General features: G+C 64.6%; 20 protein-coding genes. 14 read left to right on the forward strand and 6 right to left on the reverse strand.

The genetic code is table 11. The features are described from left to right. Positions 1 to 2 precede the first annotated feature (2 nt). From urtC to BJA_RS04925, 6 genes are all read left to right on the forward strand, one after another. Positions 3 to 1,145, forward strand: coding sequence for an urea ABC transporter permease subunit UrtC (gene urtC / locus BJA_RS04900; protein ID WP_011083790.1), 1,143 nt, complete (start codon positions 3 to 5; stop codon positions 1,143 to 1,145). 118 nt (positions 1,146 to 1,263) lie between these two features. Further along, entirely contained in the window at positions 1,264 to 2,019 is a 756-nt protein-coding gene (gene urtD, locus BJA_RS04905; protein ID WP_011083791.1) for an urea ABC transporter ATP-binding protein UrtD, read from the forward strand. Positions 2,020 to 2,031: 12 nt separating this feature from the next. After that, positions 2,032 to 2,721, forward strand: coding sequence for an urea ABC transporter ATP-binding subunit UrtE (gene urtE / locus BJA_RS04910; RefSeq protein WP_011083792.1), 690 nt, complete (start codon positions 2,032 to 2,034; stop codon positions 2,719 to 2,721). A gap of 28 nt (positions 2,722 to 2,749) precedes the next feature. Beyond that, the gene (gene fmdA, locus BJA_RS04915) at positions 2,750 to 3,979 is read left to right on the forward strand and encodes a formamidase (RefSeq protein WP_008540630.1); all 1,230 of its coding nucleotides are present in this window, start codon (positions 2,750 to 2,752) and stop codon (positions 3,977 to 3,979) included. A gap of 92 nt (positions 3,980 to 4,071) precedes the next feature. Further along, entirely contained in the window at positions 4,072 to 4,449 is a 378-nt protein-coding gene (locus BJA_RS04920) for an FmdB family zinc ribbon protein (RefSeq protein WP_038965211.1), read from the forward strand. A gap of 63 nt (positions 4,450 to 4,512) precedes the next feature. Then, the gene (locus BJA_RS04925; RefSeq protein WP_011083793.1) at positions 4,513 to 5,553 is read left to right on the forward strand and encodes an aliphatic amidase; all 1,041 of its coding nucleotides are present in this window, start codon (positions 4,513 to 4,515) and stop codon (positions 5,551 to 5,553) included. Positions 5,554 to 5,736: 183 nt separating this feature from the next. On the opposite strand, the gene BJA_RS04930 is transcribed toward BJA_RS04925, so the two are convergent. From BJA_RS04930 to BJA_RS04945, 4 genes are all read right to left on the reverse strand, one after another. Further along, on the reverse strand, positions 5,737 to 6,558 hold the full coding sequence (locus tag BJA_RS04930; protein ID WP_011083794.1) for an MlaD family protein: 822 nt from the start codon (positions 6,556 to 6,558) through the stop codon (positions 5,737 to 5,739). Between the two features lie 174 nt (positions 6,559 to 6,732). Further along, positions 6,733 to 8,952 carry an acetate--CoA ligase family protein gene (locus BJA_RS04935; protein WP_011083795.1) on the reverse strand — a complete coding sequence of 740 codons (2,220 nt, stop codon included), beginning with the start codon at positions 8,950 to 8,952 and terminating at the stop codon, positions 6,733 to 6,735. A gap of 114 nt (positions 8,953 to 9,066) precedes the next feature. Continuing rightward, positions 9,067 to 9,636 carry a class GN sortase gene (locus tag BJA_RS04940; RefSeq protein ID WP_011083796.1) on the reverse strand — a complete coding sequence of 190 codons (570 nt, stop codon included), beginning with the start codon at positions 9,634 to 9,636 and terminating at the stop codon, positions 9,067 to 9,069. 178 nt (positions 9,637 to 9,814) lie between these two features. Continuing rightward, positions 9,815 to 12,079 carry a marine proteobacterial sortase target protein gene (locus BJA_RS04945; RefSeq protein WP_011083797.1) on the reverse strand — a complete coding sequence of 755 codons (2,265 nt, stop codon included), beginning with the start codon at positions 12,077 to 12,079 and terminating at the stop codon, positions 9,815 to 9,817. 184 nt (positions 12,080 to 12,263) lie between these two features. Here BJA_RS04945 and BJA_RS04950 point away from each other — a divergent pair, with 184 nt between their 5' ends. Beyond that, a complete protein-coding gene (locus BJA_RS04950) occupies positions 12,264 to 13,025 on the forward strand; it encodes a helix-turn-helix transcriptional regulator (RefSeq protein WP_028172650.1) in 762 nt (253 codons plus the stop codon). A 90-nt stretch (positions 13,026 to 13,115) separates the two neighbouring features. On the opposite strand, the gene BJA_RS04955 is transcribed toward BJA_RS04950, so the two are convergent. Next, on the reverse strand, positions 13,116 to 14,339 hold the full coding sequence (locus tag BJA_RS04955; RefSeq protein WP_063921375.1) for an ABC transporter substrate-binding protein: 1,224 nt from the start codon (positions 14,337 to 14,339) through the stop codon (positions 13,116 to 13,118). Positions 14,340 to 14,415: 76 nt separating this feature from the next. Next, positions 14,416 to 15,966, reverse strand: a complete 1,551-nt coding sequence (locus tag BJA_RS04960) for an acyl-CoA synthetase (protein WP_038965213.1) — start codon at positions 15,964 to 15,966, stop codon at positions 14,416 to 14,418. Positions 15,967 to 16,230: 264 nt separating this feature from the next. Between BJA_RS04960 and BJA_RS04965 the strand changes: the two genes are divergently transcribed. From BJA_RS04965 to BJA_RS04995, 7 genes are all read left to right on the forward strand, one after another. Beyond that, positions 16,231 to 17,367, forward strand: coding sequence for an acyl-CoA dehydrogenase family protein (locus BJA_RS04965; RefSeq protein WP_028172653.1), 1,137 nt, complete (start codon positions 16,231 to 16,233; stop codon positions 17,365 to 17,367). A 118-nt stretch (positions 17,368 to 17,485) separates the two neighbouring features. Beyond that, on the forward strand, positions 17,486 to 18,652 hold the full coding sequence (locus BJA_RS04970; RefSeq protein ID WP_038965217.1) for an acyl-CoA dehydrogenase family protein: 1,167 nt from the start codon (positions 17,486 to 17,488) through the stop codon (positions 18,650 to 18,652). After that, positions 18,649 to 19,305 carry a glutathione S-transferase family protein gene (locus tag BJA_RS04975; protein ID WP_011083803.1) on the forward strand — a complete coding sequence of 219 codons (657 nt, stop codon included), beginning with the start codon at positions 18,649 to 18,651 and terminating at the stop codon, positions 19,303 to 19,305. Before BJA_RS04970 ends, BJA_RS04975 begins: the two co-directional genes overlap by 4 nt. 186 nt (positions 19,306 to 19,491) lie before the next feature. Then, positions 19,492 to 20,292 carry a helix-turn-helix domain-containing protein gene (locus BJA_RS04980; RefSeq protein ID WP_011083804.1) on the forward strand — a complete coding sequence of 267 codons (801 nt, stop codon included), beginning with the start codon at positions 19,492 to 19,494 and terminating at the stop codon, positions 20,290 to 20,292. A gap of 219 nt (positions 20,293 to 20,511) precedes the next feature. Next, positions 20,512 to 21,378, forward strand: coding sequence for a 3-keto-5-aminohexanoate cleavage protein (locus BJA_RS04985; protein WP_011083805.1), 867 nt, complete (start codon positions 20,512 to 20,514; stop codon positions 21,376 to 21,378). Between the two features lie 120 nt (positions 21,379 to 21,498). Beyond that, positions 21,499 to 23,115 carry an acyl-CoA carboxylase subunit beta gene (locus tag BJA_RS04990; RefSeq protein ID WP_011083806.1) on the forward strand — a complete coding sequence of 539 codons (1,617 nt, stop codon included), beginning with the start codon at positions 21,499 to 21,501 and terminating at the stop codon, positions 23,113 to 23,115. Further along, positions 23,112 to 25,088, forward strand: a complete 1,977-nt coding sequence (locus BJA_RS04995; protein ID WP_011083807.1) for an acetyl/propionyl/methylcrotonyl-CoA carboxylase subunit alpha — start codon at positions 23,112 to 23,114, stop codon at positions 25,086 to 25,088. Before BJA_RS04990 ends, BJA_RS04995 begins: the two co-directional genes overlap by 4 nt. Positions 25,089 to 25,303 lie beyond the last annotated feature (215 nt).

A 25,303-nucleotide genomic window follows, 5' to 3' on the forward strand; every position in this document is an offset into this window, starting at 1 on the left:
CAATGACCGACAATCGGTTCTTCAATCGATCGGAGCTCATCGGAATTCTGGTGCTCGCGGTGTTCCTGGTGGTGGTGCTGCCGCTCTCGCTCGATGTCTTCAGGCTCAATCTGGTCGCGAAATACCTGACCTATGCATTCGTCGCGCTGGGGCTGGTGATCTGCTGGGGCTATGGCGGCATCTTAAGCCTCGGTCAGGGCGTGTTCTTCGGGCTCGGCGGCTACTGCATGGCGATGTTCCTCAAGCTCGAGGCATCAAGCGTGGAGAACACCAAGATCCAGTCGACCCCCGGCATCCCCGATTTCATGGACTGGAATCAGATCACCGCGCTGCCGTTCTTCTGGAAGCCCTTCAACAGCCTCACCTTTACCATCGCCGCTATCATTCTCGTGCCCGGCATCTTCGCTCTCATCATCGGCACCGCGATGTTCAAGCGCCGGGTCGGCGGCACCTACTTCGCCATCATCACCCAGGCCGTCGCTGCCATCCTCACCATCCTGATCGTCGGACAGCAGGGTTACACCGGCGGCATCAACGGCATGACCGATCTGCGCACGCTGAAGGGCTGGGACATCCGGCCCGACCACGCCAAGATCGTGCTGTACTTCTTCGAGGTTGGACTGCTGTTCGCCTGCATCATGATCGCGCAGTTCGTCCGGCACTCCAAGCTGGGGCGCATCCTGGTCGCGATGCGCGAGAAGGAGGACCGGGTTCGCTTCTCCGGCTACAGCGTCGCGAACTTCAAGATCTTCGCCTTCTGCATCGCCGCGGTCTTCGCCGCGATCGGCGGCGCCATGTTCGCGCTGAACGTCGGTTTCATGTCGCCCTCTTTCGTCGGCATCGTGCCCTCGATCGAAATGGTGATCTACACCGCGGTCGGCGGCCGGCTGTCGATCCTGGGCGCGATCTACGGCACGCTGCTGGTCAACTTCGCCAAGACCAGCCTGTCGGAAACCTTTCCCGAATTGTGGCTGTTTGGCCTCGGCGGATTGTTCATCGCCGTGGTCCTGGCCTTCCCGAACGGCCTTGCCGGGATCTGGGGCGACTATGTGCAGCCGCGCATCGATCGCCTGATCTCGTCACGCAAACCGAAACCCGAGGGCTGGACCGACAGCTCGGTCGCCGACGGCGCTCCGGCAGAGTGAGGAGATCATCATGCTCGTAGGTCACCACGATGCCGATGCCATGCTGGCAGTGAGGAGATAGGTCATGCTCGTCGGTCATCGCGATGCCGATGCCACGCTGGCAGTGAGGAGATAGATCATGCTCGTCGGTCACCAGCCCAAGGAATTCCTGCTCGCCGTCGAAGCGCTCACCGTGTCGTTCGACGGGTTCAAGGCGGTCAATGATCTCTCCTTCTACGTGGACGAGAACGAGATCCGCGTCATCATCGGCCCCAACGGCGCCGGCAAGACCACGGTGCTCGATCTGATCTGCGGCAAGACCAAGGCCACGTCAGGCTCGATCCAGTTCCGCGGCAAGGAGCTGACGCGGATGAAGGAGAACGAGATCGTCAAGACCGGGGTCGGCCGCAAGTTCCAGAACCCATCGATCTACGACGATCTCACGGTGTTCGAGAATCTGGAGATCTCATATCCCCGCGGCCGCTCCGTGTTCGGCGCGCTGACCTTCACCCGCGACGCCGCCGTGCGCGACCGGGTGCACGAAGTCGCCGAAATGATCTTCCTGAAGGATCGGCTCAACGTGAACGCCGATCTGCTCAGCCACGGCCAGAAGCAATGGCTCGAGATCGGCATGCTGCTGATCCAGGACCCGGACCTCTTGATGCTGGACGAGCCCGTCGCCGGCATGAGCGTGTCCGAGCGCGCCAAGACCGCCGAGCTGCTCAATCGCATCATCAAGAACCGCTCGGTGCTGGTGATCGAGCACGACATGAAGTTCGTCGAGGACATCGCCCACAAGGTCACCGTGCTTCACCAGGGCCAGATCCTCTCCGAGGGGACCATGGAGAAGGTGAAGAACGACCCCAAGGTCGTTGAAGTCTATCTGGGCCATTAGGGAGACGCGACGATGCTGGCAATTTCCGATCTTCACGTCGCCTACGGCCAGAGCGAGGTGCTGCACGGGCTCAACGTCAAGGTCGCGCCGAACGAGATCGTCGCGATCATGGGCCGCAACGGCATGGGCAAGACCACGCTGATGAAGTCGCTGATGGGCATTCTGCCGACGAAAAGCGGCTCGGTGACCATGGACGGCGCCGAGCTCGGCGGTCTGCCGAGCTACGAGAGGGTGGCCAAGGGCCTCGCCTATGTGCCGCAGGGCCGCATGATCTTCTCGACCATGACGGTGAAGGAGAACATCGAGACCGGCCTCGTCGTCTCCGGCGGCACCGAGGTACCCGAAGACATCTACGAATTATTCCCGGTGCTGCTGGAGATGAAGGGCCGCCGCGGCGGCAATCTGTCCGGCGGCCAGCAGCAGCAGCTCGCGATTGCGCGGGCGCTCGCGACCAAGCCGAAGGTGCTGCTGCTGGATGAGCCGACCGAAGGCATCCAGCCCTCGATCATCAAGGACATGGCGCGCACCCTGAAGCGCATCCGCGACGAAAAGGGCCTCTCGATCGTGGTGTCCGAGCAGGTCCTGAGTTTCGCGCTCGATATCGCCGACCGCGTGCTGGTCATCGAGAACGGCGAGATCGTCCGCGACGATCCGCGCGACGCCGTCGATGCCGCGCAGGTCTCCAAATATCTGTCCGTCTAACCAACCGTAGTAAAAGGGGAGCATCTCGATGCCAGAGACACTGATCAAGGTCGATCTCACCAAGTCGGCCTACGAAAATGACATGGTGCATAATCGCTGGCACCCCGACATTCCGATCGTGGCCTGGGTCAATCCCGGCGACGATTTCATCATCGAGACCTATGACTGGACCGGCGGCTTCATCAAGAACAACGATTCCGCCGACGACGTGCGCGACATCGACCTGTCGATCGTGCACTTCCTCTCCGGCCCGATCGGCGTCAAGGGCGCCGAGCCCGGCGATCTCCTGGTCGTTGATCTGCTCGACGTCGGCCCGCTCAAGGAGAGCCTGTGGGGCTTCAACGGCTTCTTCTCCAAGCAGAACGGCGGCGGCTTCCTGACTGACCACTTCCCGCTGGCGCAGAAGTCGATCTGGGACATCAAGGGCCTCTACACCTCGTCGCGTCACGTTCCCGGCGTCAACTTCGCCGGCCTGATCCATCCCGGCCTGATCGGCTGTCTGCCCGATCCGAAGATGCTGGACACCTGGAACAAGCGTGAGGCCGAGCTGATCTCGACCAACCCGACCCGCGTGCCCGGCCTTGCCAATCCGCCATTCGCGCCGACCGCCCATGGCGGCCGTGCCAAGGGCGACGTCAAGGCGAAGATCGGCGCCGAAGGCGCGCGCACGGTGCCGCCGCGCGAGCATGGCGGCAATTGCGACATCAAGGACCTGTCGCGCGGCTCGAAGATCTACTTCCCGGTCTATGTGCCCGGCGCCGGTCTCTCGATGGGCGACCTGCACTTCAGCCAGGGCGACGGCGAGATCACCTTCTGCGGCGCGATCGAGATGGCCGGCTGGCTGCATCTGAAGGTCGAGGTGATCAAGGACGGCATGGCGAAGTACGGCATCAAGAACCCGATCTTCAAGCCGTCGCCGATCACGCCGAACTACAAGGACTACCTGATCTTCGAGGGCATCTCGGTCGACGAGGCCGGCAAGCAGCACTATCTCGACGTCCACATCGCCTACCGCCAGGCCTGCCTCAACGCCATCGAATATCTGAAGAAGTTCGGCTACTCCGGCGCGCAGGCCTACTCGATCCTCGGCACCGCGCCGTGCCAGGGGCACATTTCCGGCGTGGTCGACGTGCCCAACGCCTGCGCCACGCTATGGTTGCCGACGGAGATCTTCGACTTCGACGTGATGCCGTCGGCGGCAGGTCCCATCAAGCACATCACGGGCGATATCCAGATGCCGATCTCGCCGGACAAGTAATCCCTGCGCGACGGGATGCGGGACGGCGCGTATCTGCCGCCCCGCATCCGCCGCCAGGTGTGTTGAACAGGCAAGAGCGTGGGGATGATGCGATGCCGGTCTATGAATATCTCTGTGACGATTGCGGTCCCTTCAAGGACCTGCGCCCGATGGCGGAATGCGACGATCCGCAAAGCTGTCCGCATTGCGAGACCATGGCGCCGCGGGTGATCCTGACCGCGCCGAATTTCTTCTGCATGCCGGCGGAGAAGCGCAAGGCGCACGCCGTCAACGAGCGCAGCACGCATGCGCCGCAGACGCTCGCGCAATACAAGGCCTCGCACGGCCCCGGCTGCGGCTGCTGCTCCACGGGCAAGACGGTCAAGGACAAGAGCTCGGCGGACAAGAGGAAGCCGGCGCGGTTGATGACCAAGAGCAGGAGCGGCGCCAAGGGTTTTCCAACGGCCCGCCCCTGGATGATCAGTCACTAACCCACGCGACCGCTCGATCGGCGGCCAACCCAGAACAACAAGTCAAGAACAGGAGCGGTCAAAATGCTTCACGGCGACATTTCCAGCAGCAACGACACCGTCGGCGTCGCAGTGGTAAACTACAAGATGCCCCGCCTTCACACCAAGGCCGAGGTGCTCGACAACGCCCGCAAGATCGCCGACATGGTGGTGGGCATGAAGGTCGGCCTGCCCGGCATGGACCTCGTGATCTTCCCCGAATACTCCACTCAGGGGATCATGTACGACTCCAAGGAGATGTATGAGACCGCCTCGGCGGTGCCCGGTGAAGAGACCGCGATCTTCGCCGAGGCCTGCCGCAAGGCGAAAGTGTGGGGCGTGTTTTCGCTGACCGGCGAGCGCCACGAGGAGCACCCGCACAAGGCGCCCTACAACACCTTGATCCTGATGAACGACAAGGGCGAGATCGTCCAGAAGTACCGCAAGATCATGCCCTGGGTGCCGATCGAGGGCTGGTATCCCGGCAATTGCACTTATGTCTCCGAGGGCCCGAAGGGCCTCAAGGTCAGCCTGATCATCTGCGACGACGGCAACTATCCGGAGATCTGGCGTGACTGCGCCATGAAGGGCGCCGAGCTGATCGTGCGTTGCCAGGGCTACATGTATCCGGCCAAGGAGCAGCAGGTCCTGATTTCCAAGGCCATGGCATGGGCCAACAATGTCTATGTCGCGGTCGCCAATGCCGCCGGCTTCGACGGCGTCTATTCCTATTTCGGTCACTCCGCGATCATAGGTTTCGACGGCCGCACACTCGGCGAGTGCGGCGAAGAGGATTACGGCATCCAGTACGCCCAGCTGTCGAAGCATCTGATCCGCGACGCGCGCCGCAATGGCCAGTCGCAGAACCACCTCTACAAGCTGGTCCACCGCGGTTACACCGGCATGATCAATTCCGGCGAAAGCCCGCGCGGCGTCGCGGCGTGCCCGTACGATTTCTACAAGAACTGGATCAAGGATCCCGAAGGCACGCGCGACATGGTCGAGGCGATGACCCGATCGACGCCGGGGACAGACGAGTGCCCGATCGAGGGCATCCCCAATGAGGCAGCGGCCAGCAACTACTGAGCTGTCGCGGATGTCGCAGGGTGGGCAAAGCGTTCGCGTGCCCGCCCCTCATCGCGAACCCCCGGACAGGGGCGCCAAGTGTGTTCGCGGCGCAGCGCCAAGCCCCGACTGGCGGGGCAGTTCTACTGTGCATGGGGTTGTTTTCGAGATTTTTTGGCGGAGGGGCGGATCGGCTCGCCACGCCTACCGCTTCTTCTGCTCGGGCTTGCGCGGTGGCCGCGGCGGCACGGGCGTGCCGGCCATCTTGTTGGCGGTCTCGCTGACGTCGAGCAGCGAGCGACGAATGTCCTCGATGTAGCTCGCCGACTTCTTCCTCATGGTGTCGGTCAGCTCGCGCAGCCCCTGCACCGTCTCGAACAGCTCGTCGGCCCTGCCATCGACGAAGCCTGGCACCACGCCCTCGATCTTCGTGACCGCCTTGTCGAAGCCTGCGAAGGCGCTGTCGACCTTGGCCATGACGGAATCGATTTCGCCGCCCTTGCTCCTGAGGTCGGCGCTGGAGTTCTCGAATGTGCGGAGCCCCTCCTTGATCGCAGGGGCGTTGCTCACGATCGTGCGGTCGACACTGTGCAAGGTGTCGACGATGGATTCGACGTCGCTGAGATCGGCGGTGAGCACGGGAATGCCGTCCGAATCAAGCGGCACCGGCGGTGCGGAAGGCGCGCCGCCGATCAGGGAGACCGCGGCGACGCCGGTGAGACCCTGGAACTCGATTCCCGCCACGGTGTCCTTGCGGATTGGCGCGGAGTTGTCGAGCATCACCAGCGCCACGACCTTGCGGGGATTGTCCAGCTTGATCGACAGGATCTGGCCCGCGAGCACACCGTCGAAATTGACCGGGCCGCCCCGGCGCAGGCCGCTGGCGGAACCGCCTTCGAACACCACGCGCAACTGGCTGCGACTCTGGATGGTGCGCCATTTCTGTACGCCGAGCAGGCCGCCGAACGCCACGGCGATCACCGCCAGCGTCGCCGTCCCGATCACCAGATTGCTCGCGCGTGCCATGCGGGTGCGATTTTACGACCAAAGCGGGGAAGTTGGAAGGAGTCCGAACGACCGCAATGCTAACGCGGGCGGGTTAACGACTTGTCCGCCGTAGCTCGAAGAGCGAAGGCGGAAGTGTAACCCGCCACTGCTCTCCGCCGTGCAAAATGGCGCGCTAGTCCGCCCAACGCGACATCAATGCCCGGCCGCGCGCTTTGCCGCGGCATTGTTCAGCACGATCAGGGCATCGACCGCCACGCCCGTCCTGGTGTTGATCAGGAACGGATTGATGTCGATCGAGGCGATCCGGTCGCCGGCATCCGCGATCAGGTTGGACAGGCCGACCAGCGCCTTCACCGCGGAGGCCTCGTGCAAGGCCGGCTTGCCGCGATAGCCGCGCATCTTGATGCCGGCCTTGGTGCGGCCGATCAGGAGCCGCGCCTCGGCCTCGTCGAGCGGCGCGCCCGCGAGCGCGACGTCCTTCATCAGCTCGATGTCGATGCCGCCGGTGCCGAACAGCACGACCGGACCCATCTCGGCATCGAGCGAGGCGCCGACCACGAGTTCGAGGTCGGCCTTGACCTGCTGCGCGATCAGGATGCCGTCGAGCCTCGGCTTGCCCTTCAGCCGCTTCACCCGCGCGGTGATATCGGCGAACGCCTTCTTCACCTCGGCCGCATTGCTCAGGTTCAGCACCACGCCGCCGATGTCGGACTTGTGCAGGATCTCGGCGCTGACGACCTTTGCCACGACCGGGAAGCCGATCTGTTTCGCGATCTTCACGGCTTCCGCCGCGGTCTGTGCGGTCGCTTCCTTCGAGGTCGGGATGCCATAGGCCTTCAGGAGCTTCTTCGAGGCGACTTCGTCGAGCGCGGCGCCGTTCGCCGATGTCAGCGCCTTTTCCAGCACGGCACGCGCGGCGGGTTTCGAGCTCGAGACGATGTCGGGTACTTCCTTGCGTAGCTTCGCATAGGCGAGCAGTGATTTGATCGCGGTGACCGCGCGATCCATGCCCTGCATGACCGCGAGATGCGGCAGCGATTTGCGCAAGGACTTGGTGAACTCGGTGAAGCCGATCGACATCGCGCTGATGTAGATCACGGGCTTTGAGGCCCGGCTCGCCATCTCGTCGACGATGCGCAGGTTACGCTCGCGCAGCTCGTGCGGCGCCTTCGGCAGCTCGGCATCGATGATGACGATGTCGATATCGGGGTCGTCGATCATCAGCTTGATCGACTTCATGTAGACGGAGGGATCGACGACCGCGGCAAAGCCGGCGTCAAGCGGATTGCCTACGATCGATCCGGGCCCAAGCATCCTCGCCAGCTCCGAGCTGACATGCGGGCTGAGCGGTGCGAAGTTCAAGCCTTCCGCATAGAAGGCGTCGATCAGCATGCCGCGCTTGCCGCCGGACAGCGTGACCGCGGCGAGCCGGTCACCGTTGGGTACGGCGGCGTGGACGAAGCATTCGGTGGTCTCGATCAATTCGTCGAGCCCGCCGACCCGGATAACACCTTCACGCGTTGCGATTGCGTCGAACGTCTCGATCGAGCCCGCCAGCGCTCCGGTGTGCGCCATCGCCGCGGCGCGGCCGCCCTCGGATGCGCCGAGCTTGAGCGCGATCACGGGCTTGCTCGCCGCGCGCGCCGCCTTGCAGGCGTCGCGAAAGGCCTTTGTGTTGCGCACGCCCTCGAGGTAGACCACGATCACCTTGACGCTCGGATCCTCCGCGAAATAACGCATCAGGTCCGGCGTCTCGAGCCCGGCCTCGTTGCCGGTCGTCACCATGTAGCCGACACCGACACCGCGATCCTCCAGCGCCTGGCGGATCGCCATGACGATGGCGCCGGATTGCCCGGCGATCGCCACCGCGCCCTGCTCCATGGTGACGATGCGGTCGTCGATATTGGTGAAGAGCTTTTCGCCGGCGCTCAAGTTGCCGAGGCAATTCGGGCCGGTGACGGCGAGGCCGGTTTCGCGGATGGCCGCTTGCAGTTCGGCGGCGAGCTGCTGGCTCTCGTCATCCTGCAACTCGCTGAAGCCGGAGGTGACGATGGTGGCCGAGCGCGCGCCGGCCGCGGCGGCATCGCGGATCACCTGCACGGCGAAACGCGCCGGCACCAGCACCAGGACATGATCGGGCTTTTCCGGGAGGGCTGCAAAATCCTTGTAGCAGGGCACACCCCAGATCGTCTCGCGCTTGGCGTTGACCGGATAGAGCCCGCCCTCGAAGCCGTATTTGACCAGATTGTTCCAGATGCGCTCGGCATAATTGCCGGGCTTGTCGGTCGCGCCCACCAGCACGATGTTGTGCGGGTGCAGCATGGCATGGATGCCTTTTACGATGTCGCTGGCGTCGGGCGATGGAGACCATGGGCGCGGAGAGGAGAATGCAGCAGATACGCGAGCTTCCATGGTGTGACCTCACCTGTTGTTCTTCTTGGTGGCGCGTCACTCTGTTCTATGGCGAGTTCTTCGCAGTAGCAACCACATGGTATGCCGTGTGATGGAATGAGCGATGCATCGCTGCTATTCATTCGCTCCCATCAGCACGCCATGCAGGACATAACGTTCGGGACCGGACGTGACGGCGTCGAACGGCCAGCAGGTGGCGAGCACGAGCTCGACATCCTGTGTCGCGGGATCGATGCCCGATGCGTCGAAACGGACAACGGTCGCAGAATCCACGCGATAGCGGAAATGCCTGCCGTCGCGGCGGGTGATCTCGATCACGTCTCCGATCGCGACATTCCGCAAGAAGCGGAAATGCGTATCGCGATGGGCGGCATAGACGGCAACGCCGCGCTCGCCGGCATCGACTGTCCGCTCGATATGGCCGGGTCCGAAAGCAAGCGCCTGGCCGCTCGTGCCGTCCAGAACGATCGCGCTGGCGCCGATCCGCTTCACCTCGATCCGGGCGACCGGCCAGGTATCGGCCCATGACCATGGCTTGACCACCTCTCCCGTCGCGACGCTTCTGTCGAACGCGCGTTCCAGCAGCACCTGCGCGAGCCAGGCTTTTGCATGGATGTAGGCGCCGTCGCCGAACAGGACGGCGCCGATCAGCGCGAGAACCAGGGGAGAGATGAGGCGGGGCATTGAGTATCTCTTGTTCGTCGTTCCGGGGCTCGCGTAGCGAGAACCCGGAACCTCGAGATTCCGGGTTCGGCTCTACGAGCCGCCCCGGAATGACATTCCCCAAAAAGGCGCGCGCGGCCGTTGGGTAGGGGACGGGCAGCCGCGCGCGCTAACAGAGGAGTTCGGGGAGGCTCCTCTCTCAAGCGGCGTCAGTGAGCAAGGGCTGACGCCGGTTGAACACGAACAGGATCAGGGCGAGCACGATCAGGACCAGACCTCCGATCATCTTCAGCTCGGCCGAGGTGGCGGTCTTGGGCAGGCGGATCGCGTCGGGCGCGGCGGGGGTCGGCCGCCTTGCCGCCGGCTGGTTGCGCGCATCGGCATGGCGTTCGCGCAGCTGCGTCGGCACCAGCTGCGGCCGTTCGCCGAAGATCTTCTCGAAATCCCAGCCGGCCGGCAGATTGATCGGCAATTCGCTGAGCTTGAGCGGTTCGCCTTCGGGGCGGCTCGGCGTCTTGTCGATCGCGACGAGGCTGGTGAGCCGCGTGACGATCTGATGGTCGAGCGCCAGCGCCAGGATCGCCTTGTCGGCCTCTTCCGGCGTCATCTCGCGCATCGTGCGCGCCACTTCGGCGTCGCCGATCTTGCGCCTGGCCCAGAGTTTTGACAGGCCCTTGCCTTCGGCGGCATTCTGCAACGGCAGCGTCACCGACCACGGACGGTCGCCGACGCGTCCCTTGATCTCGAGCGAGCCTGCGAGCTTGTCGAGCCTGGCCGCCAGCACCAGGGGCTCGTCGCGATAGACGTCCGGAATGATCGCCGGGGTGACGTCGGCCGTGGCTTCGGAGAACTTTGCGCTGAGGCCGGTCACCGCCGGATTTTCCAGCTTCGCGAACAGGCCGCGCATGCGCTCCTCGACCTGCTCGACAGAGCCGATATGGGTGAAGGCGCCGCGGCCGAGCTCGGAAGCGCGCGTCATCAGATAGGTGTTTGGCGCGGACCCGATGCCGACCATGAATACGCGCGAGCGGCCGCGCATCGCCGTGATCGTCTCGAACAATTGCTGCTCGTTGCCGATCGCGCCGTCGGTCAGGAACACGACCTGGCGAACCATGCCGGTGTCACCGATCTTGTCGGTCAGCGCGGCGCGCATCGCCGGCACCATCTCGGTGCCGCCGCGCGCCTGCAAGGCGCTGACGAACGAGGTCGCTTCGCCGACATGGGCGGCATCCGCCGGCACGGAGGCCGGAAACAGCACGTCCATGGTATCGTCGAAGCGGATGACGTTGAAGCGGTCGGCCGGCTGGAGGCGGCCGAGGGCGTAGAGCAGGCTCGCCTTGGCCTGGACGATCGAGGTGCCGCCCATCGAGCCCGAATTGTCGATCACGAACACGACCTCGCGCGGCAGCGGCTTCTGCGTTGCCTGCTCGGCGCTCGGCGGCGTGACGAAGGCGAGCAGGTAATCGGCATCGCCGACATGCTCGCGGAACAGGCCGACCGACGGTGCTTTCTGAGCCGCCGGCTTCCACGTCAGTTCGAAATCGCGGTCGGCGGGCACCGCGCCGTCGGCGAGCGTGACGATGCGCGTCGCGTTGTCCGGGCTCTCGATCTTGACGCTATGATGGTGGCTCTTGACCTCGCCGAGCGCAAAGCCGGCCTTCAGACGCACTGTGATGCTGGTCGGGTTAGCGGGCGCATTCCTGGCGGGATCCAGCACTGTCGGGGAAATACGCTCGCGGTCGGGCACGGGATCGGACGTGGCGGCGCCCCAGCCGGAGCCGTCGTTGCGGAAGTCGACACTCTGTACAATCGGCGCCGGATTGTAGCGCGGGGCGACCACCAGCGGCACGCGGAGCGAATATTCATTGCCGGATTGATGCACCGGCTCCTGATATTCGATCTGCACCAGCACGGTTTCGCCGGGACCGATATTCGCAACCGAGTTGGTGAAGATGTTGGGCCGCTCCTGCTCGGTGAGCGCGGCCTTCTGGCCGGCGCTGCGCGCCTGTTCGTAGATCACGCGCGCCTGTTGCCGCTCCTTGATGTCGCCGACGATGACGCGGTCGCCGACCACCATCTTCAGCGTGTCGACGGCGCCATTGGTCGCGAGCGGATAGACATAGGTGGCCTCGACCCAGTCCTTGGTCGGATTGCGGAACGCCTGGGTGACGCGGGTGCGCAGCGTCGGGCCCGATACCGTGATGTCGATATCGATGCCGAGGCGGATCGCTTCGGTGGTGGCGCCATCTTCCTTCAGGAGGAGGGTGCCGGACCTGGCATCGCCGGGCTGGAGCAGGCTGGCCTGTTCGGTCGTTGCTGACCAGCTCGTCCCGAAGCTCACCAGCAGGGCCACGAAGGCGACCAGCATCACTGCGATGCCCTGCGCGAGAAGAAACAATCCGAGCTTGATCAGCCGGCTCAGCATGGGATGTTCGTCGCTGTCGGCTGTGTCGTAGGTATTCATTTGGCCTGCTCCCGAAGGATGTTTGCAGGCTCAGCATCCGCCGGGAGGGCCTGATTTCGCGAGCAGAATGATCGGCAATGTTCCGCCGCGGCCGGCCCGGGCGGGCGGCGGACGGGTGGCCATGTGCGGTTTTGTGCTGGTTTGTCCGGCCTGCTAGAGTGGTGCTCCCAAGGCAGGGGTGACGATGCAGACGCAGGGCGACAAGCAGCTTTCGGACGAGCAGTGCCGCGAGATCGCGGAGACCATTCGCGAGGAGCTCGCCAGGCGCCGGATCTCCCGGCAGGCGCTGGCCGAACAGGCCAAGCTCAGCCTGTCGACGCTGGAGAAGGTGCTCGGCGGCCGCCGGCCGTTCACGCTGGCGACGACGGTCCGGCTGGAGCAGGCGCTGGGTGTGTCCCTACGCAAGAGCGTCGTCGTCGTGGCGCCTCCGGCCGCGAACGATGTCGCGCCCGACAGCCTCGGCTCCTATGCGCATCGCGCGGTGACCTGGCTCGAGGATGTCTACATCACGCTGCGGCCGTCGTTTGGCGACAAGGACGCGATCTTCGCCTACCGCACCGAAATCTTGTGGGAGCCGAAGGTCTCGTCGCTGGTCTTCCGCGAGGGCGATCGGACCGATGCCGCCTATGAGCATACCGGCGAGGTCGCCGTGCCGCATCAGTCCGGCTTCATCTATCTCGTCATCATCAAGCACGGCCAGCATCGCGTGATCACGGTGTCGCGGCCGACGGTCGCCGGCGAGATGTACGGCATCATCTCGACGCTCCGCGCCGGTCCCGGCTCGCAGCTGACGCCGATTGCAGCACCGATCGCCTACGTGCCGCTCAGAAACGTTCCGACGCCGTCCTTGGGACGGGTCGCGTCCGGCGACGCCAACTATGAGCTGTACCGAAAACACCTGCGCCGCACGGTGGAAGAGCCGTTCGCGCTGTTCTTGCCGGCATAGGTTCACCCTTGGTTCACCCTGGAGATCCGCGGACAAGGAGATGGCGGACTCGCGGCCGCCATCCCCCATGCACGGAGAGTTCGCCGAGAACTAGCCGCTCGGCTCCGCGCTGATGATGGGGCCGAACAGTTCCCACTGGCCGTTCTTGAACCGCCACATCTTGAGCTGTTCGATCGGCGCGAAGTCGGTGGGCGAGGTGTTGATCTTGATCCCCGGGATCAGCGTATCGGGGGCGAAGTCCTTCAGGCTGGCGGCCTGCTTCATCACGTTCTCGCGGGTGAGATTGTCGCCCGCCTGCTTCAGCACCTGCACCATCGTCTGGGCCGCGGCATAGCCGTAGACCAGATTGGCGTCCGAGATGTTTGCGCCGGGCATGTATTTGTCGATGAAGGCCATGAACTTCTTCATGCCCTCGTCGTCCTTCCATTGCGGATCCGACGCGTCCTTCAGATAACCGGCCGATAACACGCCCTCGGAGGCTTCGAGGCCGGCGGGCTTCATCACCGCGCCGATGGACACCGAGACATCCGTCATCAGGTGCATCGGCTTCCATTCCAGCTCCGCGATCTTCTTGATGGCTTGCGCCGCGAATTTCGGGGTCGAGATGTTCACGAAGACGTCCGCGCCGGTGCCCTTGAGCTTGACGATGTGCGAGTCGATCGATGGCTCCCAGGTCTCGTAGCTCTCTTCGGCCACGATCAGCTTCGATGCCTTGTCGCCGAACACGTCCTTGATGCCGGCGACGTAGTCCTTGCCGAAATCGTCGTTGGCATAGAAGATCGCGACCTTCGCGTCCGGCTTCTCCTTCAGGATGTACTTGGCGAAGATCCGCGCCTCGACCCGGTAGCTCGGCTGGAAGCCCATGGTCCACGGGAAATTTTGCGGGTCGTTCCACTTGCTGGCACCGGTGGCGAGGAAGAGCTGCGGGATCTTCTTGGCGTTGTGATATTTCTGCACCGCGGTCTGGGTCGGCGTGCCGAGCGCGTTGAACACCAGGAACACTTCGTCGCTCTCGATCAGCTTGCGGACCTGCTCCACGGTCTTGGGCGGCGAGTAGCCGTCATCATAGGAGATCCAGTTGATCTTGCGGCCGTTGATGCCGCCCTGGTCGTTGATCATCTTGAAATAGGCTTCCTCGGTCTTGCCGATGACGCCGTAAGCGGAGGCGGGGCCGGAATAGGCCTCGACATTGCCGATCTTGATCTCGGTGTCGGAGGCGCCGGTATCGTACCTCTTCTGTGCGTAAGCCCCTTGAACCGAGAGCAATGTCAGGGCCGTCGCCGCCGCGAGCAGGACGCGTTTCTTGTTTTTCATGGAAATTCCTTGGGTTTCTTGTGGGTCGGAGCAGGCACTACAAAAGGAAAAAGCGCCCGCGAGAGGGGCGCTTTGGTCAGGCGTTGGCGACTCTCTTGTCGACTTCGGAGGCCGCCGAGAATTCCTTGCGCAAGGTCGGCTTGTGGATCTTGCCGGTGGCGTTGCGCGGCAGCGCATCGACGAAGCGAATTTGGCGTGGGCATTTGAAGCGCGCGAGATTGGCCGCGCAATGTGCGAAGACGTCGGTTTCCGTCAGCCTTTGTCCTGGCTTGACCGCGACGATGGCAAGGCCCACCTCGCCCCATTGCGGATCGGGAATGCCGATGACGGCGGCTTCGGCGATGGCGCCAAGCTGGTGCAGGACGTTCTCGACCTCGGCCGGATAGACGTTCTCGCCGCCGGAGATGTACATGTCCTTCCAGCGGTCGACGATGTAGTAGAAGCCTTCCTCGTCGATTCGCGTCGCATCGCCGGTGTGGAGCCAGCCGTCGGTGAAGGAGGATTTGTTCGCCTCCGGCCTGTTCCAGTAGCCGGGCGTGATGTTTGGTCCCTTCACCCAGAGCTCGCCAAGCTCGCCGACATCGGCGTCGCTGCCGTCGGGCCGCACGATCCGCACCTCCGTGTGCAGCACCGGCTTGCCGGCGGAGCCGGCCTTGCGCGCCGCATCCTCGCGGTCGAGCACCAGCACGGCCGGCGAGGTCTCGGTCATGCCATAGCCCTGCTGGAGTGCGACGCCGCGCGCCTCCCAGACCTTCAGCAGCGGCACCGGCATTGGCGCGCCGCCGACACCGCCGACGATCAGCCGGGTAAGGTCGGTCGTTGCGAAGGCGGGATGCTGCGCCATGAACTGGTAGATCGCGGGGACGCCGAAGAACACGTTGATGCCCTGCGCGGGATCGTTGATCAGGCCGAGCGCCGTGCCGGGATCGAAGGCCCGCATGATCATCACGGTGCCGCCGGCATGCAGCACCGGATTGGTGTAGCAATTCAGCCCGCCGGTATGGAACAGCGGCAGCACGGTAAGCAGCACCGAGGACGGTCCGATGCAGGCGGGACCGCCGAGATTGACGCAATTCCAGAACGTCATGCCGTGGGTGATGGTCGCGCCTTTCGGATGACCCGTGGTGCCGGACGTGTACATGATGGTCGAGACGTCATCGAGTGTGACCTCCTCGATCCGGTCGAGCGGCTTTGCGGCGGCGATGCCGGCCTCGTAGGCCCCGCCGGGGCCGAGCAGCAGGCTGGTCGCTACACCGCAGAGCTTGGCGACGCTCAGCGCCGTCTCGGCGAGGTCGGCATCATGGATCATCACCTTCGGCGCGCAATCAGCGGTGATGAACTGGAGTTCGGGAACGGTGAGGCGGGTGTTCAGCGGCACGAAGATCGCACCTAACCGCCCGCAGGCAAACTGCACCTCCAGCGTATCGGTCGTGTTCAGCGCCAGCACCGCGACGCGGTCGCCGCGCGAGACCTTCAGCGTGTGACACAGGAACGAGGCGAGACGCGAGACCCTCGCATCCAGCTGCGAATAGGTGAAGCGGCGCTCGCTCGCGAGGTCGATGACCGCGACCTTGCCAGGCGTGCGGCGGCCATGATGGGCGATCCAGTCGTAGTAACGAACGGCCAAAAAACCCTCCCTCGGCGGTCTTGTGCCGCCTGTATCCCTATTGCCGTGCACCATGCCCGGCGTGGCCCTGGGGCCAGCCGGAGTTTGTGCAACACGTCTTTTTTGATTTGGAGTTGGCGCGCGAGGGGCGAAAATCGTCTTGCGTTGAGTTGCTAGGTGATGGCCTGCTGAATGGCCTTACCGGGTCAGCCACTCCGCGCAAGTGAGCTGCCCAGGTTCCAGCCATGGTGGATGAGACGAATCCGTCCGCGAGGCGAGAGTGCGATGAAGAGCCCGTTCTATACCGCCGAGCACGATGCCTTCCGCGACGTGATGCGCCGCTTTGTCGAGAAGGAGATCTCGCCCTTCGCCCATGAATGGGACGAGGCCGGCGAATTTCCCCGCGCGCTCTATCGCAAGGCGGCGGAGATCGGCCTGTTGGGGTTGGGATTCCCCGAGGAATATGGCGGGATTGCCGCCGACCAGTTCATGAAGATCGTGGCGAGCCAGGAGCTGGCGCAGGCCGGCGCCGGCGGCGTCAGCGCCAGCCTGATGAGCCACACCATCGGCTCGCCGCCGATCGCGCGTGCGGCGCGGCCGGAGGTGAAGGCGCGCGTGCTGCCGCAGGTGCTGGCAGGCGAGAAGATCTCCGCGCTCGCGATCACCGAGCCGGGCGGCGGCTCGGACGTTGCAAACCTTCGCACGCGGGCGCGGCGGGACGGCGATCACTACGTCGTGAGCGGCGAGAAGACCTTCATCACCTCGGGCATGCGCGCCGATTATCTGACCGTCGCCGTGCGTACGGGCGGCGAGGGCGCCGGCGGCGTCAGCCTGCTCCTGATCGCGGGCGACACGCCCGGCCTGTCCAGGACAAAACTGAAGAAGATGGGCTGGTGGGCCTCCGACACCGCGACGCTGCATTTCGACGACTGCCGCGTGCCGGCCGAAAATCTGATCGGCGAGGAGGGCCAGGGCTTCAAGATCATCATGCAGAATTTCAACAGCGAGCGCATGGGTATGGCGGCGGGCTGCACCGCCTTCGCACGCGTCTGCCTCGACGAGGCGATTGCCTACGCCAAGGAACGCAAGACCTTCGGCAAGCCGCTCGCCCAGCACCAGGTCATCAGGCACAAGATCGTCGACATGGCGCAGAAGGTCGCGGCCTCGCAGGCGATGCTGGAGATGTTGGCCTGGCGCCTGGAGCAGGGCGAAAGTCCGGTCGCCGAAATCTGCATGATGAAGAACCAGGCAACGCAGACCATGGCGTTCTGCGCCTCGGAAGCCGTGCAGATATTCGGCGGCGCCGGCTTCATGCGCGGCATCAAGGCCGAGCGCATCTACCGCGAGGTCAAGGTCAACGCCATCGGCGGCGGTACCGAGGAGATCATGAAGGATCTGGCGTCGCGGCAGATGGGGCTGTGACCTTCGCCGTCATTCCGGGGCGGCGCGAAGCGTCGAACCCGGAATCTCGATATTGTAGGACTCATCTCTGGATTCCGGGTTCGCGCTTCGCGCGCCCCGGAATGACGAAGGGAAAGAAATGCTATTCACCGCCGACCACGACGACATCCGCCGCTCCCTGCAAAAATTCATCGCGAACGAGATCAATCCGCACGTCGACAAATGGGAGAAGGCCGATATCTTCCCCGCGCACGCGCTGTTCAAGAAGATGGGCAGCCTCGGCTTCCTCGGATTGAACAAGCCGGTCGAATTCGGCGGCTCGGGGCTCGACTATTCCTATGCGCTGATGATGGCGGAGGAACTCGGGGCCATCACCTGCGGCGGCGTGCCGATGGCGATCGGGGTGCAGACCGACATGGCGACGCCGGCGCTGGCGCGGTTCGGCTCCGACGAGGTGCGGCGCGAATTCCTGGCGCCCTCGATTGCGGGTGATTTCGTCGCCTGCATCGGCGTCTCCGAGCCCGGCGCCGGCTCCGACGTCGCCTCGATCAAGACCGCTGCGCGCTCCGACGGCGACGACTATGTCATCAATGGCGGCAAGATGTGGATCACCAACGGCACCCAGGCCGACTGGATCTGCCTGCTCGCCAACACCGGCGACGGGCCCGTTCACCGCAACAAGTCGCTGATCTGCGTGCCCATGAAGGCCAAGGGCGTCACGGTCGCCCGCAAGCTCGACAAGATGGGCATGCGCTCGTCCGACACCGCGCAGATATTCTTCGACAATGTCCGCGTGCCCAAGCGCAACCGGATCGGCGAGGAGGGCAAGGGTTTTACCTACCAGATGATCCAGTTCCAGGAGGAGCGGCTGTGGGGCGCGGCCGCCTGCCTCAAGGCGCACGAATACATCATCAACGAGACCATCGAATACACCCGCAACCGCAAGGCTTTTGGCCAGAGCATCCTCGACAACCAGGTCGTGCACTTCAAGCTCGCGGAGATGCAGACCGAGGTCGAGCTGCTGCGCGCACTGATCTATCGCGCCGGTGAGGCGCTGGTGGCGGGTGAGGACGTGACCAGGCTCGCGACCATGGCCAAGTTGAAGGCCGGCCGGCTCGGCCGGGAGCTCACCGACGCCTGCTTGCAATATTGGGGCGGAATGGGCTTTACCAACGAGACGCCGGTCAGCCGTGCCTATCGCGACAGCCGTCTGACCTCGATCGGCGGCGGCGCCGACGAGGTCATGCTGATGGTCCTGTGCAAGATGATGGGCACGCTGCCCGGCAGTAAAGGGAATGCATCATGATCACGCTCTATCACTGCGATGCCGCACGCTCGTTCCGTCCGCTCTGGATGCTGGAGGAGATGGGGCTGCCGTACGAGTTGAAGATGCTGCCGTTCCCGCCGCGGGTGTTCGCCAAGGAGTATCTCGCGCTCAACCCGCTCGGCACGATTCCCTTCATGATCGACGGCGAGACGAAGATGACGGAGTCCTCGGGCATCTGCCACTACCTCGGCACCAGATACGCCCCGACGCCGCTGATGGTGGACGTCGAGGATCCCGCCTATGGCGCGTTCCTGAACTGGATGTATTTCAGCGATGCCACGTTAACCTTCCCGCAGACGCTGGTGCTCCGCTACACCCAGCTCGAGCCGGAGGAGCGCCGCAATCCGCAGGTCGCCGGCGACTATGCCAAATGGTTCCTGGGCCGGCTGCGCGCCGTTGAGGCAGCGACCGCGAATGCCGAAACCTTGTGCGCCGGCCGCTTCACCGCCGCCGACATCGTGATCGGCTACGCGCTCCGCCTCGCCGACAACATCGGGCTCGCCAAGGATTTCGGGCCAAACGTCGCAGCCTATTGGGCGCGATTGCAGCAGCGCGAGGGCTTCAAGCGCGCCGTTGCTGCGGAGCAGAAGGCTGGTGTCGAGCAGAATGTCGCGCCGCGGGTAAGGGCGTAAGGGACGCTGTCATTCCGGGCCGATGCGAAGCATAGAATCTCGAGGTTCCGGGTTCGGTCCAACGGACCGCCCCGGAACGACTGCGCATGTTTCCCTGACAGCGCTATCCCTTCGTGACAGCGCTCAAATTTGCGCTAAGGTGATCTTCGTCCGCAGCGGCCAGAGAGCCGCGCGAGGAGGACCCCAATGGAAGATAACGGTCGCGAATCCGACCATCTGATGCTGATCACGCCGGAACGGGTGTTTTATGCCGGCCTGCTCGGCCGCCCACGCAAGCGGACCCCCGGCTGCTGCCATGTCTATGTGGCGGTCAAGGGCAACCTGCACCTGACGATCGACGATGTCCTCGCCACCGCCGAGCTGTTCGTCACCCTGCCGAACCAGCGGCATTCCATTGCCGGCGACTACCGCACTGCAATCAGCGTGACGCTCGAGCCCGAAAGCATGCCGGATGGCGTGATCGAGGCTTTGGCCGAGCGGCTGACCGGACCGGACCGGGCCGTCTATGCCCGCAAGATCCTCGCCGCCTACGCGCTGCTGCGCCAGCGCCGCTACGGCGACATCACCACCGCCGAATTCGACGAGATGTGCTTCGGCGAGGCGCTGCCGCGCCGCGTGCTCGACCCGCGGGTGATGCGCGCGGTCGCGCGCATCGGGCGCTTCTCCGGCGAGCCGGTGACGGCGGATACTTGCGCGGCAGAAGCAGGTCTTTCCGCCTCGCGCTTCCTGCATCTGTTCAAGGAGGAGACCGGCATCTCGTTCCGCTCCTTCCGCGCCTGGAAGCGCGCGCGGCACTTGCTGCATTTCGCCAACCAGGACCTCAACCTCGCCCATCTCGCGCAGGACATCGGTTATCCCGATAGCACGCATTTCAGCCACTCGATCCGCCGCTTCTACGGCTTGAAGCCGCGCGCGATCTTCGTCGGCTCGCGCGATCTTGCGATCTATCGCAGCACCGAGACGGTGAGGCTCGCGGAAGCGAGCTAGGCTCGCTCTCGTAGGGTGGGCAAAGCGAAAGCGTGCCCACCATTTTCACCGAATACCAAGACGTGGTGGGCACGGCGCAAGAGCGCCTTTGCCCACCCTACGCACCTACAACTCGCTATTTTCCAGCTTCTCCGCGCAAGAAGCCGCATGCCGCGCGTCACATGATCGCAAGCGTTGAATTCTCAACGTGCGAGACATCCAAGTCATGAGCGTCAAGGCATGAGCGACAAGGCCGTCATCACCTGCGCGCTGAATGGCGTGCTCACCGACCCCAAGCAGCACAACGTGCCGGTGACGCCGGAGCAGATGGCGCGCGAGGCCAGGGCTGCGTTCGATGCCGGCGCCAGCATCATGCACATCCATCTGCGTCAGCAGGCGCCGAACAAGGGGCACCTGCCGTCCTGGGAGGTCGGCGTCAGCAAGGAGATCCAGCAGGCGATCCGCGAAGCCTGCCCGGGCGTGATCATCAACCACACCTCGGGCGTGTCGGGGCCGAACTATAGCGGCGCGCTCGACTGCATCCGTGAGACGAAACCGGAGATCGCCGCCTGCAACGCCGGCTCGCTGAACTATTTGAAAGTGAAGGCCGACAACACCTGGGCCTGGCCGCCGATGATGTTCGACAACGCCGTCGAGAAGGTGAAGGACTATCTCGACGTCATGAACGCGGTCGGCACCATCCCCGAGTTCGAATGCTTCGATGTCGGCATCGTCCGCTGCGTCGGCATGTACACCCAGGTCGGCATGTACAAGGGCCCGCTCGAATATAACTTCGTGATGGGCGTCGCCTCCGGCATGCCGTCGGATCCCGACCTGTTGCCGATCCTGATCAAGCTGAAGCGTCCGGAGGCGCATTGGCAGGTCACGGCGATCGGCCGCGAGGAGATCTGGCCGCTGCACCAGCGCTGCGCCGAGCTCGGCGGTCACCTGCGCACCGGCCTCGAAGACACCTTCTATCTCGCCGACGGCACGAAGGTGACGTCGAACGGCCAGCTCATCGAAGCCGTCGCCGCCTGTGCCCGCCGCGCCGGCCGCGAGATCGCAAGCCCCGCCGAGGCGCGGAAGATCTTTGGGACGAATCGGTAAGCCACACTCCGTCATTCCGGGATGGCCCGAAGGGCCAGGCCCGGAATCCATAACCACGATCGGGAATATGGATTCCGGGCTCGCGCTACGCGCGCCCCGGAATGACGGGAAGGAGCATTAATGTCCATTCTCGAAAACACCATTTCCCCCGGCAGCGCGGCCTACCACGCCAACCGCGACGGCATGCTGGGTTTGATCGACCGCATGCGCGCGCTGGAAGAGCGCACGCGTGCCGCATCGGCCGCGGCAAAGGACCGCTTTCACAAGCGCGGCCAGCTGCTGCCGCGCGAGCGCGTCGCGCTGGTGCTCGATCCCGGCGCGCCCTTCATCGAGCTGTCGACGCTCGCCGGCTACATGTTCGACGTGCCCGATCCGAACAAGAGCGTGCCGGGCGGCGGCGTCATCGCCGGCATCGGCTTCGTCTCGGGCATCCGCTGCATGGTCAGCGCCAGCGATTCCGGCATCGACGCCGGCGCGCTGCAGCCGTTCGGCCTCGACAAGACGCTGCGGGTGCAGGAGCTCGCGCTGGAGAACAAGCTGCCCTACGTGCAGCTGGTCGAAAGCGCCGGCGCCAATCTGCTGCGCTACCGCGTCGAGGATTTTGTTCGCGGCGGCAACATCTTTCGCAACCTGGCGCGGCTCTCGGCGGCGGGTCTCCCGGTCGTCACGGTGACGCACGGCTCGTCCACCGCGGGCGGCGCCTACCAGACCGGCCTGTCCGACTACATCGTCATGGTGCGCGGCCGCACCCGTGCCTTCCTCGCAGGGCCGCCGCTGCTGAAAGCCGCAACCGGTGAGATCGCGACCGAGGAAGAGCTTGGCGGCGCCGAGATGCACACCCAGGTCTCCGGCCTCGGCGACTATCTCGCCGAGGACGATCGCGACGCGCTGCGCATCGCGCGCGAGATCATGGCGGCCCTGGAGTGGGAGCGGCCGGACAGGGCGGCTGCCCAATTCAAGCCGCCGCGCTACGACCAGGACGAGCTGCTCGGCATCATGCCGATGGACCACAAGCGCCCCGTGGACATGAAGCAGGTGATTGCCCGCATCATCGATGATTCCGACTTCACCGAGATGGCGCCGAATTACGGCCCGGCAACCGTCTGCGGCCATGCCCGCATCGAGGGCCAGGCGATCGGCATCATCACCAACAACGGCCCGCTCGATCCTGCCGGCGCCAACAAGGCAACGCATTTCATCCAGGCTTGCTGTCAGACCCGCACGCCGATCCTCTATCTGAACAACACCACCGGCTACATGGTCGGCAAGGCCTATGAGGAAGCCGGCATGATCAAGCACGGCTCCAAGATGATCCAGGCGGTGACGTCGGCGACGGTGCCGCAGATCACCATCTATTGCGGCGCCTCGTTCGGCGCCGGCAATTACGGCATGTGCGGGCGCGGCTTCCATCCGCGCTTCTGCTTCTCCTGGCCGAACGCCAAGACGGCGGTGATGGGCGGCGAGCAGGCCGCCGAGACCATGGCCATCGTGACGGAAGCCGCCGCCGCGCGGCGCGGCAAGCCGATCGAGAAGGACAAGCTCGATGCGATGAAGGCGCAGATCGTCGGCGTGTTCGATGGTCAGATGGACGTGTTCTCGACCAGCGCGCGCGTGCTCGACGACGGCGTGATCGATCCGCGCGACACCCGGGCGGTCCTCTCCGAAGTGCTCGCGATCTGCCGCGAAGGCGACGCACGCAGGCCCCAGCGCATGCAGTTTTCGGTGGCCCGGCCATGAGGAACGGATCAGTGCAGCACCGGCCGTTCTTCAAGGTCCTGATCGCCAACCGCGGCGAGATCGCGTTGCGGGTGATGCGCAGCGCGCGCAAGCTTGGCCTCGGCGTCGTCGCGGTCTATTCCGACGCGGATCGCGATGCGCTCCATGTGCGGCAGGCCGATCAGGCCGTGCGCATCGGCGAGGCGCTGCCGGCGCAATCCTATCTCAACATCCCCGCGATCATTGCCGCGGCGAAAGCCAGCGGCGCGGATGCCGTCCATCCCGGCTACGGTTTCCTCGCCGAGAACGAGGACTTTGCGCAGGCCTGCAAGGACGCCGGTCTCGTCTTCATCGGCCCATCGCCCCAGGCGATCGAGGCGATGGGCAACAAGGCCGGCGCCAAGGAGATCATGCGGAAGGCCGGTGTGCCCTGCGTGCCCGGCTATCAGGGCCTTGAGCAAGGCGACGAGGTCATGCTCGCGGAGGCCAGGAAGATCGGTTTTCCCGTGATGATCAAGGCGGTGGCCGGCGGTGGTGGCCGCGGCATGCGGCTCGTGACCGATGCTGCATCCTTCCCCGACGCGCTGCGCAGCGCGCGGTCGGAGGCGAAAGCCGCGTTCGGCGATGCCACGGTCATTCTCGAACGCGCGATCCAGAATCCACGCCATATCGAAATCCAGGTGTTCGGCGACAACCACGGCAACGCCATTCATCTCGGCGAGCGTGACTGCTCCGTGCAGCGGCGGCACCAGAAGCTGATCGAGGAAGCGCCGTCGCCGGCCGTCACGCCGGAGCTGCGTGCGAGAATGGGCGAGGTCGCCGTCGCCGCGGTGAAGGCGCTGCGTTACGAGGGCGCCGGCACGCTGGAATTCCTGCTCGATGCGAGCGGGGAGTTCTACTTCATGGAGATGAACACCCGTCTCCAGGTCGAGCATCCCGTGACCGAGGCGATCACGGGGCTAGATCTCGTCGAGCTGCAGCTGCGCGTCGCGCGCGGCGAGCAATTACCGGTGAGGCAGCAGGACATCCGCTTCGCAGGTCACGCCATCGAGGTGCGGCTCTGCTCGGAAGATGCCGCGCAGGATTTCATGCCGCAGTCCGGCAGCATGGCGCGCTGGCAGGTGCCGGATGGCATCCGCGTCGAGCACGCGCTGCAATCAGGCTCGGAGATCCCGCCGTTCTACGATTCCATGATCGCCAAGGTGATTAGCCACGGCGCGACACGCGAGGAGGCGAGGGGACGGCTGATCGTCGGCCTGGAGCAGCTCACCGCCTTCGGCGTGACCACCAACCAGGCCTTCCTGATGTCCTGCCTGCGTCATCCCGGCTTTGCCAGGGGCGAGGCGACGACGGCGTTCATCGGCGCGCATCGCGACGAGCTGCTGGCTCCCCCGGCGGACGCGGCGTTCGGCACGGCGCTGGCAGGCCTGCTGCTCTACGTCACAAATCCGCGCGCGCCGTCATGGCGGGGCGGCCGGAGCCTGTCGGCAACGTTTCCGCTTCCTGCGAAAATCGAGATCGCCGGCCAGGCGCGCGAACTCGAAGTTACGCGAGAGCGGGATGGTGGGTACACCGTCGCCACCGACGGCCGGCAGGACAAGTTCGAAATTGATCAGCTCGATCCTGACGCGATCCGCTTCCGTAACGACGGCATGATGGACAGCGCCAAATTCCTGCGCGATGGCGATCGGCTCTATCTCCAGCATCGCGGCTTTCCGCTCGCGGTGACCGACTTCACTCTCGCTGCGCCAAAGGCGGCGGCAACCAACGGCGGCGACGGAAAAGTCCGCGCCGCCATGAACGGCCGTGTCGTCGCCGTCCTGGTCAAGCCGGGCGACCGCGTCGCCGCCGGCCAGCCTGTGCTGACGCTGGAAGCGATGAAAATGGAGCACGTCCACAAGGCCGGCATCGACGGCGTGGTCGCCGCGATCGACGTCACCGAGGGTGAGCAGGTGACCACGGGCAGGATCGTCGCGGAGATCGGAGCGGGGTAGCGCGGCAAATTCGATTGCGAGCGCAGCGAAGCAATCCAGAATCTTTCCGCGGCGGCAGTCTGGATTGCTTCGCTGCGCTCGCAATGACGACGGAGATGCTGCCCCGAACTCAACTCGCTGCGGGTTGCTGGCTTCCGTCTCGTATGGAATCATAAATAATTTCAAAGAGATGTTAGAAATTTGCATCGATAGCGCGATTCGCCTTGAACAATGTT

It is taken from the genome of Bradyrhizobium diazoefficiens USDA 110 (genome assembly GCF_000011365.1).
GTDB lineage: Bacteria > Pseudomonadota > Alphaproteobacteria > Rhizobiales > Xanthobacteraceae > Bradyrhizobium > Bradyrhizobium diazoefficiens.

What these genes read in the sequence shown, in the direction of transcription:
- urtD (WP_011083791.1), top strand. Translation starts at nt 1,264, where the DNA reads ATGCTCGTCGGTCACCAGCCCAAGGAATTCCTGCTCGCCGTCGAAGCG.
- urtE (WP_011083792.1), top strand. Translation starts at nt 2,032, where the DNA reads ATGCTGGCAATTTCCGATCTTCACGTCGCCTACGGCCAGAGCGAGGTG.
- BJA_RS04935 (WP_011083795.1), bottom strand. Translation starts at nt 8,952, where the DNA reads ATGGAAGCTCGCGTATCTGCTGCATTCTCCTCTCCGCGCCCATGGTCT.
- urtC (WP_011083790.1), top strand. Translation starts at nt 3, where the DNA reads ATGACCGACAATCGGTTCTTCAATCGATCGGAGCTCATCGGAATTCTG.
- BJA_RS04945 (WP_011083797.1), bottom strand. Translation starts at nt 12,079, where the DNA reads ATGAATACCTACGACACAGCCGACAGCGACGAACATCCCATGCTGAGC.
- BJA_RS04925 (WP_011083793.1), top strand. Translation starts at nt 4,513, where the DNA reads ATGCTTCACGGCGACATTTCCAGCAGCAACGACACCGTCGGCGTCGCA.
- BJA_RS04995 (WP_011083807.1), top strand. Translation starts at nt 23,112, where the DNA reads ATGAGGAACGGATCAGTGCAGCACCGGCCGTTCTTCAAGGTCCTGATC.
- BJA_RS04940 (WP_011083796.1), bottom strand. Translation starts at nt 9,636, where the DNA reads ATGCCCCGCCTCATCTCTCCCCTGGTTCTCGCGCTGATCGGCGCCGTC.
- BJA_RS04950 (WP_028172650.1), top strand. Translation starts at nt 12,264, where the DNA reads ATGCAGACGCAGGGCGACAAGCAGCTTTCGGACGAGCAGTGCCGCGAG.
- BJA_RS04985 (WP_011083805.1), top strand. Translation starts at nt 20,512, where the DNA reads ATGAGCGACAAGGCCGTCATCACCTGCGCGCTGAATGGCGTGCTCACC.
- BJA_RS04975 (WP_011083803.1), top strand. Translation starts at nt 18,649, where the DNA reads ATGATCACGCTCTATCACTGCGATGCCGCACGCTCGTTCCGTCCGCTC.
- fmdA (WP_008540630.1), top strand. Translation starts at nt 2,750, where the DNA reads ATGCCAGAGACACTGATCAAGGTCGATCTCACCAAGTCGGCCTACGAA.
- BJA_RS04930 (WP_011083794.1), bottom strand. Translation starts at nt 6,558, where the DNA reads ATGGCACGCGCGAGCAATCTGGTGATCGGGACGGCGACGCTGGCGGTG.
- BJA_RS04970 (WP_038965217.1), top strand. Translation starts at nt 17,486, where the DNA reads ATGCTATTCACCGCCGACCACGACGACATCCGCCGCTCCCTGCAAAAA.
- BJA_RS04920 (WP_038965211.1), top strand. Translation starts at nt 4,072, where the DNA reads ATGCCGGTCTATGAATATCTCTGTGACGATTGCGGTCCCTTCAAGGAC.
- BJA_RS04990 (WP_011083806.1), top strand. Translation starts at nt 21,499, where the DNA reads ATGTCCATTCTCGAAAACACCATTTCCCCCGGCAGCGCGGCCTACCAC.
- BJA_RS04965 (WP_028172653.1), top strand. Translation starts at nt 16,231, where the DNA reads ATGAAGAGCCCGTTCTATACCGCCGAGCACGATGCCTTCCGCGACGTG.
- BJA_RS04955 (WP_063921375.1), bottom strand. Translation starts at nt 14,339, where the DNA reads ATGAAAAACAAGAAACGCGTCCTGCTCGCGGCGGCGACGGCCCTGACA.
- BJA_RS04980 (WP_011083804.1), top strand. Translation starts at nt 19,492, where the DNA reads ATGGAAGATAACGGTCGCGAATCCGACCATCTGATGCTGATCACGCCG.